Origin of the sequence: Dactylosporangium aurantiacum, from assembly GCF_000716715.1 — a bacterium.
GTDB lineage: Bacteria > Actinomycetota > Actinomycetes > Mycobacteriales > Micromonosporaceae > Dactylosporangium > Dactylosporangium aurantiacum.
The window spans coordinates 82,431-99,062 of record NZ_JNYJ01000043.1 but is presented as its reverse complement, the minus strand read 5'-3'; the positions used below and the strand labels follow the sequence as shown (position 1 = coordinate 99,062).

The following is a 16,632-nucleotide window of genomic DNA, read 5'->3' as shown; positions in this document are numbered from 1 at the left end:
GTTTCCGACCTCGCGAAAAAGGTCGGTAAAAGATCTTCGCAACCGGCACGGGGGTTCGGGCGTGTCGATGGTGCCCGCCCGACATGGGGCGGCACACAGGGGAGGAAGGACAGTGTGAACCAGACGATGACACGCGGTGATGCGTTGCCTCGCGTCGATGTGCAACGCGACTTCGACGAGTTCTACGCCGCGGCGTTCCCGATGCTGCGGTCGCAGCTCTTCGCGTATCTCGGCGACCGCGCCGAGGCGCAGGACGTCGTGCAGGAGGCGTTCTGCCGGGCGTTCAGCAAGTGGAAGACGATCAGCACGTACGAGGACCCGATGTCCTGGGTCAGGCGGGTCGCGTGGAATGTGGCGACGAGCCGCTTCCGCCGCCGCCGGACCGCGCTGAACTTCCTGCACCACCAGCGCGAGGAGCACGCCGAAGGGCCCTCGCCGGACCGGATGGCTCTGGTCGCGGCGCTGGCGAAGATCCCGGTGCAGCTGCGCAAGGCGGTGGTCATGCACTACATCGGCGAGCTGTCCGTCGCCGAGATCGCGGCGCAGGAGGACGTCGCGGAAGGAACGGTCAAGAGCTGGCTGAGCCGGGGCCGGGCGGCCCTCGGCGAGCAGCTGGCGGAGCGCAAGGGAGGCAGGAGCAATGGCTGAGTTCGACGACCTGATCAACGGGGCACTGGACGACTTCCGCGACGCCGAGGCAAGCACCGCGACGTTCGCACCCGGCGCGGCCGCGGTGCGGGCCACGGTCAAGCGGCGCCGCACGGTGCGGCTCACCACGATGAGCGTGCTGGGCGCGTTGCTGATCGCCGCGCCGATCGCGGCCTTCGCGGCGGACCCGCACGGCAACAACCCACCGCCGGTCCCGGGCGTCACGGTGACGACGGTCCCGGCGCCGGAGCCGGCGTCACCGTCGACCTCGCCGTCGACCTCGCCGTCCACTCCGCCACCGGACGGCAGGCTCACCGCCGCCCAGATCGGCGCGGTCAAGGTCACCGTCCCGTCGTTCGGCGGAGACTGGTGCCCGACCACGCAGGTCCGGCTCGCGACGGCGAGGCCGGGGCTCGGCAAGCCGTGGGTCGGCAAGGTCGTGCACACCGACCTCGACGGCGACGCGGCGCTCGAGACGGCCGCGCTGGTCCTGTGCCAGCCGGGCGAGACGCCGGCGAGCCAGGTCGTGGCCTTCGACCGGGACGCGACCGGCAACATCGTCGTCCTCGGTGCCGTCGTCCCGGTGAGCGGGACGGCCAAGATCCGCGACATCAGTGTCCGCAACGGCGGCGGCATCGTCGCCGACGTCACCGACTTCATTGCCTGCTGCGGCGCGTCAGCCGACGACGAGCGGCACCAGCAGCGCGAGTACGGCTGGGACGGCACGAAGTTCCGGCAGCTGGCCGGGCCGGCCGTGTTCGGCGACCCGGGCCGGGTGACGGACCTGCGGCTGACCGCCACCGAGGTGGTCCTCGGCCCGGTCGTGGACGGCCGGCGCTCCGGCACGGTGAAGTTCACGGTGCACAACGACGGCCCGAACCCGTCCGGCCGCTTCCGCGTCAGCCTGGTCAACTGTTCGTTCGCGTGCGCGGCCGAGCCTCGCGCGTTCGACCTCTGGGCGTTCGGCAGCTACGACGCCCCGCATGCCCCGCTCGCCGCCGGCCAGCAGGTCAGCGAGACGGTCACCGTCACCGTGGCCGCGGACTTCACCGGCGGGACCTTCGAGGCGATCCTGGAGGCGGTTGGGCTGAAGGACACGCACTGGATCGAGGATCCGAAGCCGGGCAACAACCAGGTCACCGTGCGGATCCGCGCGAGCTGAAACGCGCCGGCCGCCCGGGTACCGTACCCGGGCGGCCGGCCTCATCGGTGGTTGGTCAGGCGGCGGCCGGGGTTGAGTCGTCGACGATGGTGAAGGTCAGCGGACCGCCCGGAAGCGGCTTGCTGCGGGGGTCGCCGAGGATGTCGTAGAAGGTGGACAGGCGGCCGGCGTCGCTGAGGGAGAAGCCGACCCGGTACTCGCCCGGGCCCATCCCGTTCCACCACGGCAGGTACAGGTACATGGTGACGGTGCCGTCGGGGGCCTGGCTGGTGCCGCCGGTGGACTGGCTGACGACGTCGCCGGCGGCGTTGTAGACGTAGTAGCTGAAGCTGGTGATCGGGGCGGTCAGGATCTCGGCGTTGACGACGAGCCGCACCGAGGTCTGGCTCAGCTCGCTGAGCGGGATCGAGGTCGTGCTCAGCGACGCGCTGGTGGCGACCGGCGGCGTCGTGTCCGGCACCCGCGTGTAGGCCAGGCCCGGGTCGGGCGCGTTGTAGATGCTGCCGTACAGCGAGACGTTCGCCGCCCCGTCCACGACGGCGATGCCGTTGACGGCGCAGCCGTCGCTGGAGGAGAAGATGCGCACCGGGACCGAGATGGTGCCGTCGGCGTTGACGGTGGTGGCGCCCCACGGGGTGCAGCTGTTGTCGTCGAAGTTGACGTGGACCGCGGAGACGCCCTTCGTGGCGCCGGCGACCGAGAGGGTCAGGGCCCCCATGACGTCGCCGCGCCAGTTGTTCACCGGGTTGGGGGTGAGGGTGAAGCCGCTCGCGGTGATGGCCGCGTTCGACGTCGCCGTCACGGACTGGGCCGCCGGGTTCTTGAAGGTCGACTGCCGCCCGGCGTTGTCGACCACGACGATCTGCGCGACCCGCCAGCTGCCCGCGGCGGCGCCGGCCGGCAGCGTCACGGTGACGCCGCAGAAGAGGTAGTACACGTCGCCGCCGCTGAAGCCGCCGCCGCAGGTGACCGCGGTGCTGGAGTCGGACTTCGTGTACTGGAAGGGGGTGGTGACGCTCTGGCCGGAGGGCCCGGCGAGCTTCAACGAGCCCTTCCAGAAGCCGGTCTGCGCGTCCTGGATGGTGAACGTGTACGTCACCTCGGCGCTGGTGCCGTTGACGTAGACGTACGGGCGCAGCGGCGACAGGTTCTGGTACAGGCTGAGCTCGCTGATGGTCGGGGCGGTCGAGTCGACCGCGGCGGTGGTCGCGATGGTGGAGCCGAAGGTCTCGAGCTTGGCCGCGCCGACGGTCGCGGTGGTGCCCAGGTCGTCCTCGAGGGTGACCTTCGTGACCTTCCAGGTCACCGACGACGAGCTGGCCCATTGCGGGACCACGAACGTGTAGGTGTAGGTCGACTCCTGCGGGGAGCCGTCCACGTACCTGCCGACGTCGCCGCAGCAGGTGTTGCCGTACGAGAACGGGATCACGTAGTCGTGTCCGACGAACGCCCCCGCGGCGTTGTCGTACATCCGGATGGTCACGTGCCCGGACACCTGGACGGCGGCCTGGTTGGAGTCCTTGACGGTCCACGTGAGGTCGTCGGCGACGGCCCCGGCGGTGGAGTTCACAGTGGACTGTGCGAACGACAACGCGGACAGCGACAGCTTTCCGCCCGGTCCAGCGGCCTGCGCCGTGGACGTCACACTGGTGATCGCGGTGGCGGCAACCGCCAGCGTCACCGCCCCGCGGACGATTCCGCGGGCAAAGAGGGAGATCATGGCGAATTTGTACCATCGACGCAACCAACTGCGTCGTCCCGCCGGTCAGAACAGCAGATGCGCACTGAAACCGGGTGCAACCGGTCCGAGGGTCAGCCCGGGACGCGGCACTGCGTGGCGCCCGCCGCGGCGAAGGGCAGCGTGAACCGCAGGCTGGTCCCCGCCCCCGGCGGGCTGTCCAGGACGATGTGGCCGCCGAGCGCCTCGACGCGGTCCTTCAGGCCGACCAGGCCGGTGCCGCGGGCGAGGTCCGCGCCGCCGACGCCGTCGTCCTGCACGGCGACGCGGAGGACGCCGTCGGTGGTGTCGGGTTCGACGGTGACCGTGGCGGCCGAGGCGTGGGCGTGCTTGGCGGCGTTGGTCAGGGCCTCCGCGACGACGTAGTACGTGCTGACCTCGACGCGCTCCGGCAGCCGCCCCTCCACCCGCATGACCAGGCGCACCGGGATGGGGGAGCGGCGGGCGAGGGTGCGCAGGGCCGGGCCGAGGCCGCCCTCGGTGAGGATCGCGGGGTGGATGCCGCGGGCGATCTCGCGCAGCGCGTCGAGGGCGTCGGCCGCGCCGCCGACGAGACGGTCGAGCTGGGCGCGGAGCTCGACGAGCTCGGGCGGCACCGCCGCCTGCACGGTGCGCAGCTCCAGGGCGAGGGCGACCAGCTGTTGCTGGGCGCCGTCGTGCAGGTCCCGTTCGATGCGCCGGCGGGTCTGGTCGGCGGCGGCGACGATCCGCGCGCGGGACGTGGTGAGCGCGGCGTACAGCTGGATGTTGTCGAGGGAGACGGCGAGCTGTCCGGCGATGAGCTTGACCCCGCCGAGCCGTTCGGTGGCGAACGCGCCGCGGATGAGGCGGTTCTCCAGCAGCAGCACCGCCCGCAGCGTCCCCCGGTTGTGGATGGGCACGGCCAGCAGCGAGCAGCAGGTGACGTCGGTGAAGTACGGGTCACGGGCGAAGCGGTCGTCCCGGGTGGCGTCGCTCACGACCAGCGGCTCGCAGCTGCGCTGGGCGTACCGCAGCACGGACATCGGCACGGTGAGCTCCTGCCCGGTGCCGCCGAGCGGGGCGACGGCGCCGTCGCCGTCGGGCAGCAGCCACTGTTGCCGGTCGTCGCTCCACAGCAGCAGGCGCACGGCGGTGGCACCGGTCATGGCGCTGAGCACCTCGACCAGGCGGGAGTGCAGCCCTTCGATGCCGGTCTCGGAGCTCAGCGCCCGCGACGCGGACAGGATGCCGAGCAGGTCGAGCGTGCCGGTCGTGACGGTGGAGCGGCGGCGGACGTCGCAGAGGCGGCCGGCGGTCGCGTCGAGCGGTGGCCGCAGGGTCGGGTACGCCCAGTCGAGCTGGTCGACCTTGGCCGTCGCGCCCCAGGCGAGGTACTCGTGCCGGGCCAGCGCGAGCAGGTCGTAGCCGGCGTGCTCGACACCGTGGGTGAGGTAGAAGCGGGCCGCGCGTTCGGTGATCAGGGCCCGGTGCCATGGCCGCTGCCGGTCGGCGACCTCGTCCCGGGCGGCGTCGAAGGCGAGCACGGCGGCCCGGAAGTCGCCGGCGGCCCAGGCCCGCTCCGCCTCCAGCAGCCGCAGCAGGTGCAGGTAGTTGTCCGGCGCGCCGGCGGCCCGCTCGGCCAGCCACCCGGTCACGCCGTCCAGCTCGCGCAGCAGCGTGCCGCGCTCGTCGCCGTGGCTGTCCCGGGCCTGCCCGGCGAGGGCCAGCCCGTGCAGCAGGTGCATCGTGGCGATCGTGTGGAGGCTGGCGGCGTTCGGCAGCAGCGGCATCGCCGCCGTGGTGTGCCGGGCCAGCGCGACCTGATCGCCGAAGACGGCGGCGGCGAGGGCGCGGGCGGCGCGCGCGTGCAGCAGCGCCTGGACGTTGTCGGTGAACCGGTCGGCGGTGACCGCCGTGCCGGCCACGACGGCGCTGTCCCCGCGCAGCACCCCGGCCAGCCACCGGTAGCTGTCGAACGACCTGCCGATCTGCCGGCCGCCGGTCCGCCGCACGAAGTCCAGCCCGGCCTCCACCTCGGCGGCGTAGGTCTCCAGCGCCGGCGCGCTGTCCAGCAGGCCCCCGATGGCCGAGTGGTACGTGTAGCCGGCGTAGACCAGGTCGCCCCCGGCGATCAGCCCCTCCCGGGCCCGCCGGGCCGCCCGGACACCGTACTCGATCGGCTCGAACCAGCAGCTCATGAGCGTGGCGAGGAAGCGCACCTGCGAGGTGGCCGGCTCGTAGCCGCGGGCCTCGCCCAGCGCCAGGACCCGCCGCATCGCCCGCCACCCGGCGGCCCAGTCGCCGCGCACGGTGCCGGCCGCGAACGCGGTGTGGCTCACCGGCCCGAGGAGCGCGGCGGCGGGGCCGTGCCCGGTCCAGATCCGCAGCGCCTCCAGGCTCAGCCAGGCGAGCGTGGCGTGGTCGGCGCCGATGTGCGACGCCGGCAGGATCGCGTTGATGAGGCGGGCCGCGACGAGCAGCCTCGCGTCGGTGAGCTCCGGGCGGGCCAGGTCGTCCGCGGCGTCGCCGTCCTCCAGCCACCGGTACAGGTGGTCGAACTGGCGGTCGAGCTCACCTGGGAGCCGGTCCTCGCCGGGCACGGCGATGCCGAGCGCACGCAGCGACCGGACCCCCAGCGTGATCGCCTCCGCGAACCGGTTGCGGTAGGTCAGGCTGGCCGTCTGCACCACCGTCGCGTCCGCCAGGTCCAGCGTGCCGGTGCGGAGCCCTTCGATCGTGCGGTACTCCTCGTCGGCCTCCTCCAGCTGCCCCATGCTGTACAGGGCGGTGTGGCGGCCGGTGTGCAGCTCGACGAGCGCGCCGGTGTCGCCGGGCTCGACGAGCCGCAGGGCGGCGGTCAGCAGCGAGCTCACCAGCGCATGGTTGCCGATCAGCGTCGCCTGGCGGGCGGCGCGCCGCAGCAGCCCCACGACCATGCGCCGCTCCGCGGGGTCGTCGAGCGCGTCGATCACCGGCAGGTACTGCTCGGCCGCGCACGAGAACCGCGCCGGCACGCCGGCCAGCCGCCGGGCCATCGCCAGCCGCACGGCGCGCCGGCGCAGCGGATCCAGCCCGCGCAGGACCACCTCGCGGATGCGGTCGTGGCGGAACCGTACGGTGTGGCATTTCCCGGGCTCCATGACCAGCAGGCCCTCGTCGAGGGCGGGCGCCAGCCGCTGCTCCACCATGCCCGGCGGCGCGGCGGTCGCGGTCTGCAGCGCGCTGACCTCGGCCCGGCCGCCGAAGCACGCCATCGCCTCCACCGCCTCCCGCGACGGCTCCGGCAGGGCCGCCACCCGCGTCGCCAGCAGCTCGGCGACCTCGGCCTGGCCCAGCCGGGCCCGCACCGCCGCCGCGTCCCACCGCCACCCGTCGGTCGTCGCGGACAGCATGCCGTCGCGGCGCAGCGCGTTGAGGACCTCCACCATCTCGTACGGGTTGCCGGCCGTACACGCGCTGACGACCTCGACCAGGTCCGCCACCGCGGCGGGGTCCGCGTGCAGCATCTCGGCCACCATGGCGACGGCGCCGGACGCCGGCAGGCCGCCCAGCGGCAGGCGCCGCACCGTGGCCTGCTCCCGGCAGCGGGTCAGCGGCGCCGCCAGCGGATGCGTCGCGTCCACGTCGTCGTCGCGGTACGCCCCCACCAGCAGCAGGCCGTCGATCTGCTCCTCGCTCAGCACGGCGTCGACGAACCCGATCGGCGTGCGCCCCGCCCACTGCAGGTCGTCGACGAACAGCACCAGCGGCCGTTTCGGCGACACGACCGCCCGCAGCAGGTCCACCGCCGTGCGCTGCGCCCGTACCTGCGCGGTCAGCGGATCGCCGGGGTCGGGCGGCACGGCCAGCAGCGCGGCGAACTCCGGGACCACCGCGGTCAGCAGGCCCACGTTCGGCCCGACCACCGTGCGGATCCGCTCGCGGACCCGCGCCAGCTCGTCCTCCGGCTCGGCCAGCAGCAGCCGGCCCAGCGCGCGGAAGGCCTGCAGCACCGCGTCGAAGTCCAGGTCGCGGCGGTACTGGTCGAACTTGCCCGCGACGAACCAGCCGTCGCTGCCGGTCACGACCGGCCGCAGCTTGTCGACCAGCGCGGTCTTGCCCACCCCCGGCGCCCCGGAGACCAGCACCCCGCGGCACCGGCCGGCCAGCGCGTCCTCGAACGCCGCCTCCAGCACCGCCACCGCGTCGTCGCGCCCCACCAGCCGCGACGGCGGCAGCAGCCGCAGCGGGACGTCCCGCTCGCCGACCCGGAGCCGGCCGGCCGCGCCCGGCCCGGCGACGCGCAGCAGCTCCAGGTCGTGCAGCAGGCCCTCGGCCGTCTGGTACCGGTTGTCCGGCTCCTTCTCCAGCAGGTGCATCACGATCTCGGACAGCGGCGCCGGCACCGCCGGATTGATGTCCGACGGTGGGACGGCCACGCGCGCCAGGTGCGCGTGGGTGAGCCGCAGCGGGTCCCCGCAACCGAACGGCGGCGCGCCGGTGGCCAGCTCGTACAGCGTCGCGCCGAGGGCGTACAGGTCGGCGCGCTGATCCACCGGCCGGTCGGTCCGCCCCGTCTGCTCCGGCGCCAGGTACGGCAACGTCCCCACGATCTCGGTGTGGTGGGTGAACTCCGGCCGCAGCTCAGCGAGCGGCGTCGCCAGGGCGAAGTCCACCAGGCACGGTGCGCCGTCGCGGCGGGAGATCAGGATGTTCGCCGGCGTGATGTCCCGGTGCATCACCCCCCGCCGGTGCACCTCCGCCACCACCCGGGCCACGCCCACCCCGACGCTGACCAGGTCGTCGACGGGCAACGGCGTCGCCCGCTCGGCCAGGCTCACGCCGTCGACGTCGTGCACGACGACCGCCGCCCCGAGGTGCTGCGGTGCCTCCACCAGCTGGGGGACCCCGACGACACCGCGCAGCCGCTCCAGGATCGCCGTCTCGTGCCGCAGCCGGCTCTCGGCGTCGGGTCCGAGCGGCTCCTTGCATACGACCGGGCGTCCCGCGACGTACAGCCGGGTCACCCGCGTGCGCTCACTCTCGTGCACCGTTTCGCCTGTGGCGGGCGGGCTTCGGCAGAGCAGCGTATTGCCTGCTCCCATCCCGACACCTCCAGGTCGGTCGCCGGAACAACCCTATATCCCGCCCATGCCCACTTTCCGTGCGGATGAGACTTAATCGCTCAAGTCATCCCTTCCCGGCGGCGGTCGCGGCCGAGGGGCACCGGGCCCTCCGGCCGCGACGCGCCCGCACGATGTGCACCTCGACGGTGCTGGTCGCGGACGCGTCGCCCGTGCGGCCGGCGACGGTGATCGCGCTCTCCACGGTGGTCAGGTCCCCGATCGCCACGTCGGTGGCGTTGGCGGACGGACGCCGGCGACCCGACAGCCGCCCGGCTCAGCCCGACCTGGTCCAGGTGCCGCAGCCGTGCGAGGTGAAGCCGGCGTCGGACTTGAGGATCTTCACCACCACCGGTGAGCCGGGGGCGGAGTTGGCGTTGGCGATGATGGAGTCGAAGTCGCCGCTGACGTCCTTCGAGCGCTGCCAGTAGCAGTTGATCGAGGAGTCGGGGACGGTCGTCTTGTACGTGCCGGGTGCGATGTCGACGTTGACCTCGTACGTGCCGTCGCCGAACGACGTCTTCGGTCCGGCAGCGGTTGGGGCGGCGGCGGTGGTCGGGGCCGCGGCGGTCGACGCCGCGGTGGTCGCCGGGGCCGCCGCGGTGGTCGCGGCCGCAGCGGCCGCCGTCGTGGCCGGCGCAGTGCTCGCCGGGGGACCGGCCGTCGCGGCGACCGGGCGCCTGTCGCCGGACCCCGCGACGGCGCCACCGCACATCGCACCCAGGAGGAGGCCGACGAGCAGGCCGCCCGCGCCGAACAGCAGCGGCCTGCGGTCGGTGCGTCGGGCCGGCCCCGGGGGCGGCGGGAACGGCGGTGGATATCCCTGCGCCGGCATCGCCGGGGCGGGCCGTTCGGGTCCGCCCGGTGGCCCCGGGACGAAGGGAACGGGTGGCGGGGTGGCGGCGTTGGTCATGCCCGCAGTGTGTCGCCGTCACCGTGCTGTCACATCGGGTGATGGATGCTGTGTCCGGCGCCGTTCGGGGGCGCGACGCCCGACGATGTCCGCCGGACCCCGGCGGAGCGGTCGCCCGCGCGGCGACACGCGCACGCGGCGGGACCCGTCCGGTGTCCGGTCGCTGGTTCCGCGGGCACGGCCGCGCCCCCGAACCGGCCGGATCCGGCGCCGACCGGCGACCGGGCACCGCCGGGACGGCGGACCGCGGCGGTGGACGTTCGCCGGCGGTCCGGCGCGTGGCCTCGGTGCGGCCGGGCCGGCGCCGGCGGGAACCGCTACAGTCGGTGCTTCGCAACGATTCGGGGAGGGTCGATGGCCCAGGACATCCACGTCACGTCCAACGCGATCCGCCAGCTCGGCAAGGACCTGGTGGAGGACGCGGCGCCCGCGTTCGACCCGGTGGCGCGGCAGGTCGCCGAGGCGGTCATCGAGGGGCCCGGGTTCGGGCTGCTCGGGTTCGCGCTGCAGGGGGCGTACGACTCGGCGCAGGGATACCTCGCCGACTACGTCGCGGCGGGCAAGGCGCAGCTCAGCACGTTCCGCGACAAGCTCGACGGCATCGCGACCACCTGGGAGCAGGCCGAGTCGACCAACCAGGTCATGTACCGGTAGGAGGCGTCATGAACCCGTTCACCTCTGGTGTCATCATGTTGCGCTTCGCGCTGGGCTCGTCGTTCGGGGCGGCCCCGTTCGTGTCCAGCGCCGTGCGTCTCGGCATCGCCGTCGGGCTCGGGGTGTCCAACCCCGGGTCGATCTGGCAGGCCGGCGACGAGTGGAAGCAGGCCGCCAACCAGCTCGAGGTGGTCAAGGCGCGGATCGTCAACGCGAACGCGAAGGTCGGCCCGCAGTGGATCGCCGAGGACAAGGACGCCTACCTCAACGCCGTCACGGTGTACAACCAGGAGGTCGACGACCTGAAGAAGTACCTGGAGAACGTGGGGACCGGCCTGCAGGCCGTCGCCGCGGCGTACTACGCGTTCGCGGTGATGGCGATCGTGGCCGGGACGTTCGCGTTCGCGTGCGCCGTGGCGGTCGGCCTGGCGATGGCGACCCCGGCGTTCCCCGCGGTGCGGGCGGCGGCCGAGGCGGCGGTGTCGGCGGTGGCGATCACCGCGGGTGCGGCCGCGAAGACGATCACCGCGATCGCCGGCGGCGCCACCGCGATCCTGCTCGCGGGCGTGGCCCTGGCCAAGGCGTTCCAGTCGCAGCCGGGTGGCGTCAAAGGCGCCGACTTCAAGGTCATCACCATCGACTACACGCCGCTGAACGGCGGCAACGGGTACGTCGCGCCGCGGCGCGAGCTGCCCGGACCGGCGAAGTGAGATAGGAACAGCTGTGGACCCGAACGTGGACCCGGACAAGCTCGTCGAGGACGCGCTGCGGCAGATGCGGCAGGTCGAGGACTTCCAGCGGCGCTCGGCGGCGATGATCGGCCGCGGCGAGGCGCTCGACGGGCTCGTCACCGCCGAGGCGCGCGGCGACGCGGGCCTGTCGCAGATCACCATCGACCCGCGGGCGATGCGCACCTCGTCGCAGGACCTGGGCGAGGCCACCCTCCGCGCCGCCCAGGGTGCCCTGGAGGACCTGCGGCGGCAGACCATGGAGGCGATGCGCGAGGTCCTCGGCGACGACGTGATGGCCGCCGTCGACGGCACCGGCGACCCGGGCAAGCTGGTCGCCGAGGCCGAGCAGCGCTTCCAGATGTCCGCCGACGAGGCCATGGAGACCCTCGAGCGGCTGCGCCGCCAGGGTGGTTACTGACCGTGGCCCCGCTCGTGCTGCGGCGGGCCCGTGCGCTGCACCGCAGCCACTGGCCGACCCTGCTGCTGCTCGCGGTCCTGCTGGGGCTGACGGGGTACGGCGCGCTGCAGGCCACGATCACCGGCGGCGCCGACCTGCCCGGGTTCCTCGACGGGCTCACCGCGGGGCTGCGCTGGACGTGGGCGGTCCTCGCGGCGCTGTCCGCGCTCGCCGCGGCCGCGCTGGTCGCGCTGGAGCTGCCCTGGCTGACCGGCGCCACCGAGGTCACCGACCGGGGCATCGTGCTGCGCGGCGGCGGGCAGGCGGCGACCATCGGCTGGATCGACGTCGATGAGCTGCGTGCCGTGCCGTCCGCCGGCGGTCACCTGTACCGCGTGCGCACCGGCGTCCCGATGCCGCGCCGTCCACGGCTGGGCCTGCAGGGCCGCCGGGAGGCGTGGCTCGGCTGGCACCCCGGCGGCGACGCGCCCGTGGCCGCGGTCGCCAGGGCGCACCTCGGCGTAAAGTACCGGGGACCACGGGTCTGACGGCGGCGCTAGGCCACGACCATGAACAGGTCGTGCCGGCGGCAGAACTCGAGGCGTTCGAGCAGCTCCGTGACGGTCTCCGGGTCGCCGTCGTAGCCGCCGCGGTCGATCTCGGCGAGCAGCTCGCGCAGCCGCTCGACGACCGGCTCGACCGGTGTGTAGTACCAGCCGTCGACCGGTGAACCGTCCGCCGCCACGCTGCCCGGCCCGGCCGCGGTGCAGTTCGGCACGAACAGGTCGTGGTCCATCGCCGCGGGCCACTCCTCGTGCGTGTCACCGAACGACGGGCCGGCGTCCAGGATCGGCGCCGCCTCCTCGTCGCTCAGCCACCGCCACGCGACCCGCCCGCCGTCGTGCGTGAACTCGGCGACCCGGTCGCCGACGAGGTCCCGGAAGCGGCGGCTCAGCCCGAGCGCGGCGATCTCCAGCAGCCAGGCGACGACCGGCCCGCCGCCCGCGTCGTCCCCGCCCGGGTCGGCCTCCGTGCCCAGGTCGGCCTCGGCGACCAGGTGGACGATCCCCGGCCCGTACGACGTGCCCATCTGTCCGCGCCCTTCATCCGCCCGACGAGTGACCCGGCGCCGGCGTACGGCCTCAGAGGCCGACGGGCCGCCCGGCGATGGTCAGGTACGTGTAGCCGAGCCGGCTCAGCCGCTGCGGGTCGAGCACGTTGCGGCCGTCCAGGACCACCGGGGTGCGCATGAGGCCGACGTACTTGCCCCAGTCGAGCTCCAGGTACTGCGGCCACTCGGTGACCAGCACGACGGCGTCGCTGTCGTCGAAGACCTCGTCGACCGTCTCGCACAGGCTCGTGGCGAGCTCCGGCTCCTCGGCCCGGAACCGCTCGGCGGCGATCGGGTCGTGCAGCTTCACCCGGGCGCCGCGGGCGGTCATCAGCCGGGCGATGTCGATCGCGGGGGAGTCGCGCAGGTCGTCGGTGTTCGGCTTGAACGCCAGGCCCAGCAGGCCGATCTTGCGGCCCTTGAGGATGCGCAGCTCGTCGAGGAGCTTGTTGACCGCCTCCTCGCGCTGGCGCCGGTTGACCTCGCGGGCGGCGGCGACGATCGGCATGTCGTAGCTGTACTCGGCGGCGGTCGCGATCAGCGCCGCGGTGTCCTTGCCGAAGCACGACCCGCCCCAGCCGACGCCCGGCTGCAGGAACCGCGAGCCGATCCGCGCGTCCAGGCCGGTGCCCCGCGCCACCTGGTTGATGTCGGCGCCGACCTTGTTGGCCAGCTTGCCGATCTCGTTGATGTAGCTGATCTTCAGGGCCAGGAACGCGTTGGCCGCGTACTTGATCAGTTCGGCGGAGGCGAGGTCGGTGGAGACCAGCGGCACCGCGCCGACCTCCTCCGGCCGGGGCAGGAACGTCGGCGCCGTGAACGACTGGTTGAGCACCGCCCGGTAGAGCCGGTTGAGCACGTCGAGGCTGCGCGGGTTGTCCGAGCCGATGACGATGCGGTCCGGGTAGAGCGTGTCGTGGATCGCGGAACCCTCGCGCAGGAACTCCGGGTTGGAGGCAACCGCGAACTCGCCCGCGGCCCGCCGCGAGTGGAACTGCTCGAACGACTCCCGCAGGATCGACTCGACCCAGTTGCCGCTGCCGATCGGCACCGTCGACTTGTTGACCACGACGGTGAACTCGCCGTCGATCGTGCGGCCGATGCTCTCCGCGGCCATCCGCAGATACCGCAGGTCGGGCTGCCCGTCCGGCTGCGACGGCGTCTGTACGGCGACGAACACGACCTCGGCGCCGGGCACGCCTTCGGCGTAGTCGGTGGTGAAGGTCAGGTTGTGCGCCGCCTCGTGCATGAGCTCGTCCAGGAACGGCTCGTAGATGGGGGAGCGCCCGCCGCGCAGCAGGTCGACCTTCTCCTGGTTGAGGTCGACGCAGGTGACCTCATGACCGAGGTAGGCCAGGCAGATGCCGGTGGTGAGGCCGACGTATCCGGTTCCGACGACGCATACCTTCACCGGGGCGATGATACACAGTCGTGACCTGCGGCCGGCCCGGCGAAAACCCTCGGCTTCGGCGACAGTGCCGGTGGGGTCACATCGAGGACAGCAGCCAGGCGTACGCGACGATCTCGGCGAGCCCGAGGCACCACAGCACGACGGGTGCCCGCGACACCGCCGGCGGCGGGGGCAGCGTGGTGACGTCCCGCTCGCCGGCCTCCTCCCGCTCCCGGGCCCGCCGCTGCGCCAGCCGCAGCGCCGCGACGAGCTGCGTGCCGCTGCGCTCGCCGTGGTGCAGCAGGCGGGCCAGCGGGCCGCCCTGGTGCGCGGTGACCAGGAACCCGCCGTCGCCGGAGCGCACGTGGACCGAGCCGTCGGTGTCCAGTTCGACCGCGTCGACGCCGTTCCACGTGAGCAGTCCCGCCCCGGCCACGCCGACGGCGCTGATGCCGGCACCGTTCCAGCTCAGCGCCGGGCGGAGGTACACCCGCCAACCGCCGTAGCAGGTGAGCGCCACGGCCGCGGCGGCGACCAGCACCCACACCGGCACCGGCCAGTCCGGCAGCCACTGCCGCGTGCCCCACAGCGACAGCGGCGCGACGAGGACGAAGCCGTACACGGTGAGCGGGCCCCGCCGGTGGGTCCGGATCAGGTCGGGGTCGGTGTCGCGGTCCTCGGGGCGCAGCGCCGCGACCTCCTCGGGCCGCAGCGGCAGCGTCTCGGGCCGGGGCATGGCGACGTTCAGCGGCACCACCTCGATCGGGGTGCCGTCGGGCGGCGGGGTGGTGAACGCGGGCGCGAGGGCGGGGACGCGGACCGGGCTGCGGGGGACGAGGACGCGGCCGTCGACCTCGACCGCGCACCAGTGTCCGGGGGCGGGGACGCCGTACAGGACGGCGGGGCGGACGGCGGTCATGGCGACCTCGTCGTCTTCGTCGTCTTCGTCGTCGTCTTGGTCGTCTTCGTCGTCGTCTTGGTCGTCTTCGTCGGCTTCCTGTTGATCGTTGTTTTCGTCGTGATCGTCGGTTGGGTCGTGATCGTCGTCTTCGGCGGTTGTCTCCAGGTCCATTTCGAGGACGGCCGGCTCGCCCGGGCGGGCGTCGGCGGCGTAGATCGCGACCCGGTCGGCCGCCGGCCGGACGTACACCCGCGACGCCGGCTGCTCCCGGGTGAACAGCGCGCGCATCGCCGCGCCCGGCTCCCGCGCCGGGGTCAGCAGCGCCACACCCACCCCGGCGGCGATCACGGCGAGGGCGAGCCAGCCGGTCGCGTCGTACGGCTCGGCGGCCAGCTGCCGCAGCCCCTCGTCGTCGACCAGGACGGTGCGGCGGGCGCCGACCGGGTGGGACCGCACGTCGACGACCTCGATCCGGGCCACGTCACCGGTCGCGAGGCGCACCTGCACGGTGAACTCGTCCGGGTGCCCGGTCACCTCACCGGCGACCCGCCGCGCCGACTCCTGCTGCGCCTGCGCGCCGGCCTGCGCCGCGAGGGCCACCGCGGCGATCCCGGCCGCCACCACGAACAGGGCCACCGCGGCGAGCCGCCACCCGAACCCGTGCCGCCGCACCCCCGGCCGCGTCCCCGGTGGCGTGCGGTGCTCCGCCCGCGCCGTCCACGCCGCCTCGACCCGTCCCGGCCGGCGCGTCCCGGCGGCGAGGGCGACGATCAGGGCGAGTGCGGCGTACCCGGCGTCGAGCAGCCACAACCAGACGGCCTGCTCCTGCGGCTGCGGCGCGGTCAGCTGCCCCACGATGTCGGTCGCCAGGAACCCGCAGGCCAGCCCCGCCGCGACCCGGGTCGACGCGAGCGCCGCGAACGGCGCCGCGAACGCCAGCCCCACCGCCACCGCCCCGAACGGCGCCGGCGCGCACGGCTCCGCGTCGGTGCACAACGGCACCAGGTCGAACGTCGCGTGCAGCCCGCCGAGCACCGCCGCCGCGACCAGCAGCACCACGCCCGGCACGAACCGGAACCACGCGGGCCGTCGCGCCGCGGCGAGGGCCCGCGCGTCCGAGGTCAGGAGCATCCGGTAGATCTACCAGACCCCGCCGCCGGTCACGCCCGCGGCTGGAAGATCCCGAAGTGGTTGCCCTCGGGGTCGGTGATGTTCGCGAACACCAGCCCGTCGTCGCTCGTCGTCGGCGGCACGAGCACCTTGCCCCCGGCCGCCTCCGCCTTCTCGCACACCCCCGGCACGTCCTCGACCACCACGCAGAACACCGCGTGCCCCGGCTGCCCGACCGCCAGCCCACCCCTGATCGACCCCTCATCCGGCGTCGTGATCATCTGGTACGCCGGATCCTCCGCGAACGTCCACCCGAACAGCTCCCCGTAGAACCGGTGCGCCAGCTGCGCGTCACTGACCCCGATCTGAAACCACCCAATGCCGTTCATCGTCACCCGTACTCCCGTCGGTCCGCTCCGGCCGGGCAACACCCCCGGCCACGTGCCCCCACCGTCCTCCCGTCGCCCGACACCGTCCTGTCGGCATTTCCGAGCTGTTTTCCACCGCCCCGCCCACCACCGCGAAAGTGTCGTACCCGGTCGTTAGGTTCGACGGTGTGGTGGTGCGGCGTCGGGCACGTCGCCGATCGGCTGGTCGTGCTGGACGCCGCCCCCGGCACGGCAACGGTCACCAGCCTTCCGGCGCCGCTCGGACGACGGTGACAGCTGGGGACCGTGACGCCGGCGGTCGCCAGAAAGCACGGGGGCACGAGACACAACGGCGACAAGGCACCGGCCGGCAGCGGCGGGCGACGGTGGGCGCGGCACCGACGGTGGGCGCGGCACCGACGGTGGGCGCGGCACCGAAGGTGGGC

The 16,632-nt window shown here is 73.7% G+C and carries 14 protein-coding genes; 6 read left to right on the top strand and 8 right to left on the bottom strand.

The genetic code is table 11. The annotated features are described in order from the left end of the window. The first annotated feature begins 126 nt into the window (after positions 1 to 126). Together OP18_RS38085 and OP18_RS53630 are read left to right on the top strand one after the other, a co-directional pair. Positions 127 to 648 (top strand): RNA polymerase sigma factor, encoded by a 522-nt coding sequence (locus tag OP18_RS38085; protein WP_033364144.1) that lies wholly within the window; start codon positions 127 to 129, stop codon positions 646 to 648. Continuing rightward, positions 641 to 1,810, top strand: a complete 1,170-nt coding sequence (locus OP18_RS53630) for a hypothetical protein (RefSeq protein WP_052387944.1) — start codon at positions 641 to 643, stop codon at positions 1,808 to 1,810. The genes OP18_RS38085 and OP18_RS53630 overlap by 8 nt, the downstream gene beginning before the upstream one ends. 55 nt (positions 1,811 to 1,865) lie before the next feature. Here the strand turns inward: OP18_RS53630 and OP18_RS38075 are convergent, their stop codons facing one another. The 4 genes from OP18_RS38075 to OP18_RS53625 form a co-directional block, all read right to left on the bottom strand. Continuing rightward, positions 1,866 to 3,530, bottom strand: a complete 1,665-nt coding sequence (locus OP18_RS38075) for a hypothetical protein (protein ID WP_156090082.1) — start codon at positions 3,528 to 3,530, stop codon at positions 1,866 to 1,868. 92 nt (positions 3,531 to 3,622) lie between these two features. Then, entirely contained in the window at positions 3,623 to 8,539 is a 4,917-nt protein-coding gene (locus tag OP18_RS38070) for an AAA family ATPase (RefSeq protein WP_162189884.1), read from the bottom strand. 139 nt (positions 8,540 to 8,678) lie between these two features. Beyond that, a complete protein-coding gene (locus OP18_RS57985; protein WP_156090081.1) occupies positions 8,679 to 8,840 on the bottom strand; it encodes a hypothetical protein in 162 nt (53 codons plus the stop codon). A gap of 48 nt (positions 8,841 to 8,888) precedes the next feature. Beyond that, positions 8,889 to 9,524 (bottom strand): Rv1352/Rv1906c domain-containing protein, encoded by a 636-nt coding sequence (locus tag OP18_RS53625; protein ID WP_156090080.1) that lies wholly within the window; start codon positions 9,522 to 9,524, stop codon positions 8,889 to 8,891. Positions 9,525 to 9,878: 354 nt separating this feature from the next. On the opposite strand from OP18_RS53625, the gene OP18_RS38060 reads away from it, so the two are divergent. Genes OP18_RS38060 through OP18_RS38045 form a run of 4 tightly spaced genes read left to right on the top strand, consistent with a single transcriptional unit; the run spans position 9,879 to position 11,854 of the window. Next, entirely contained in the window at positions 9,879 to 10,178 is a 300-nt protein-coding gene (locus tag OP18_RS38060) for a hypothetical protein (protein ID WP_033364018.1), read from the top strand. Positions 10,179 to 10,186: 8 nt separating this feature from the next. Then, the gene (locus OP18_RS38055) at positions 10,187 to 10,888 is read left to right on the top strand and encodes a hypothetical protein (RefSeq protein WP_033364017.1); all 702 of its coding nucleotides are present in this window, start codon (positions 10,187 to 10,189) and stop codon (positions 10,886 to 10,888) included. A 13-nt stretch (positions 10,889 to 10,901) separates the two neighbouring features. Continuing rightward, positions 10,902 to 11,327, top strand: coding sequence for a YbaB/EbfC family nucleoid-associated protein (locus tag OP18_RS38050; RefSeq protein WP_033364016.1), 426 nt, complete (start codon positions 10,902 to 10,904; stop codon positions 11,325 to 11,327). 2 nt (positions 11,328 to 11,329) lie between these two features. Further along, positions 11,330 to 11,854, top strand: coding sequence for a hypothetical protein (locus OP18_RS38045; protein WP_033364015.1), 525 nt, complete (start codon positions 11,330 to 11,332; stop codon positions 11,852 to 11,854). Between the two features lie 8 nt (positions 11,855 to 11,862). On the opposite strand, the gene OP18_RS38040 is transcribed toward OP18_RS38045, so the two are convergent. The 4 genes from OP18_RS38040 to OP18_RS38025 all read right to left on the bottom strand — a co-directional run bounded on the left by OP18_RS38040 (position 11,863) and on the right by OP18_RS38025 (position 16,207). Next, positions 11,863 to 12,396 carry a hypothetical protein gene (locus tag OP18_RS38040; protein ID WP_033364014.1) on the bottom strand — a complete coding sequence of 178 codons (534 nt, stop codon included), beginning with the start codon at positions 12,394 to 12,396 and terminating at the stop codon, positions 11,863 to 11,865. A 52-nt stretch (positions 12,397 to 12,448) separates the two neighbouring features. Further along, complete coding sequence (locus tag OP18_RS38035) at positions 12,449 to 13,828, bottom strand: UDP-glucose dehydrogenase family protein (protein WP_033364013.1); 1,380 nt, start codon at positions 13,826 to 13,828, stop codon at positions 12,449 to 12,451. Positions 13,829 to 13,904: 76 nt separating this feature from the next. Continuing rightward, on the bottom strand, positions 13,905 to 15,839 hold the full coding sequence (locus OP18_RS38030; protein WP_033364012.1) for a hypothetical protein: 1,935 nt from the start codon (positions 15,837 to 15,839) through the stop codon (positions 13,905 to 13,907). A 29-nt stretch (positions 15,840 to 15,868) separates the two neighbouring features. Further along, entirely contained in the window at positions 15,869 to 16,207 is a 339-nt protein-coding gene (locus tag OP18_RS38025; protein ID WP_033364140.1) for a VOC family protein, read from the bottom strand. Positions 16,208 to 16,632 lie beyond the last annotated feature (425 nt).

What these genes read in the sequence shown, in the direction of transcription:
- OP18_RS38085 (WP_033364144.1), top strand. Translation starts at nt 127, where the DNA reads ATGACACGCGGTGATGCGTTGCCTCGCGTCGATGTGCAACGCGACTTC.
- OP18_RS53630 (WP_052387944.1), top strand. Translation starts at nt 641, where the DNA reads ATGGCTGAGTTCGACGACCTGATCAACGGGGCACTGGACGACTTCCGC.
- OP18_RS38075 (WP_156090082.1), bottom strand. Translation starts at nt 3,530, where the DNA reads ATGATCTCCCTCTTTGCCCGCGGAATCGTCCGCGGGGCGGTGACGCTG.
- OP18_RS53625 (WP_156090080.1), bottom strand. Translation starts at nt 9,524, where the DNA reads ATGACCAACGCCGCCACCCCGCCACCCGTTCCCTTCGTCCCGGGGCCA.
- OP18_RS38060 (WP_033364018.1), top strand. Translation starts at nt 9,879, where the DNA reads ATGGCCCAGGACATCCACGTCACGTCCAACGCGATCCGCCAGCTCGGC.
- OP18_RS38055 (WP_033364017.1), top strand. Translation starts at nt 10,187, where the DNA reads ATGAACCCGTTCACCTCTGGTGTCATCATGTTGCGCTTCGCGCTGGGC.
- OP18_RS38040 (WP_033364014.1), bottom strand. Translation starts at nt 12,396, where the DNA reads ATGGGCACGTCGTACGGGCCGGGGATCGTCCACCTGGTCGCCGAGGCC.
- OP18_RS38030 (WP_033364012.1), bottom strand. Translation starts at nt 15,839, where the DNA reads ATGCTCCTGACCTCGGACGCGCGGGCCCTCGCCGCGGCGCGACGGCCC.
- OP18_RS38025 (WP_033364140.1), bottom strand. Translation starts at nt 16,207, where the DNA reads ATGAACGGCATTGGGTGGTTTCAGATCGGGGTCAGTGACGCGCAGCTG.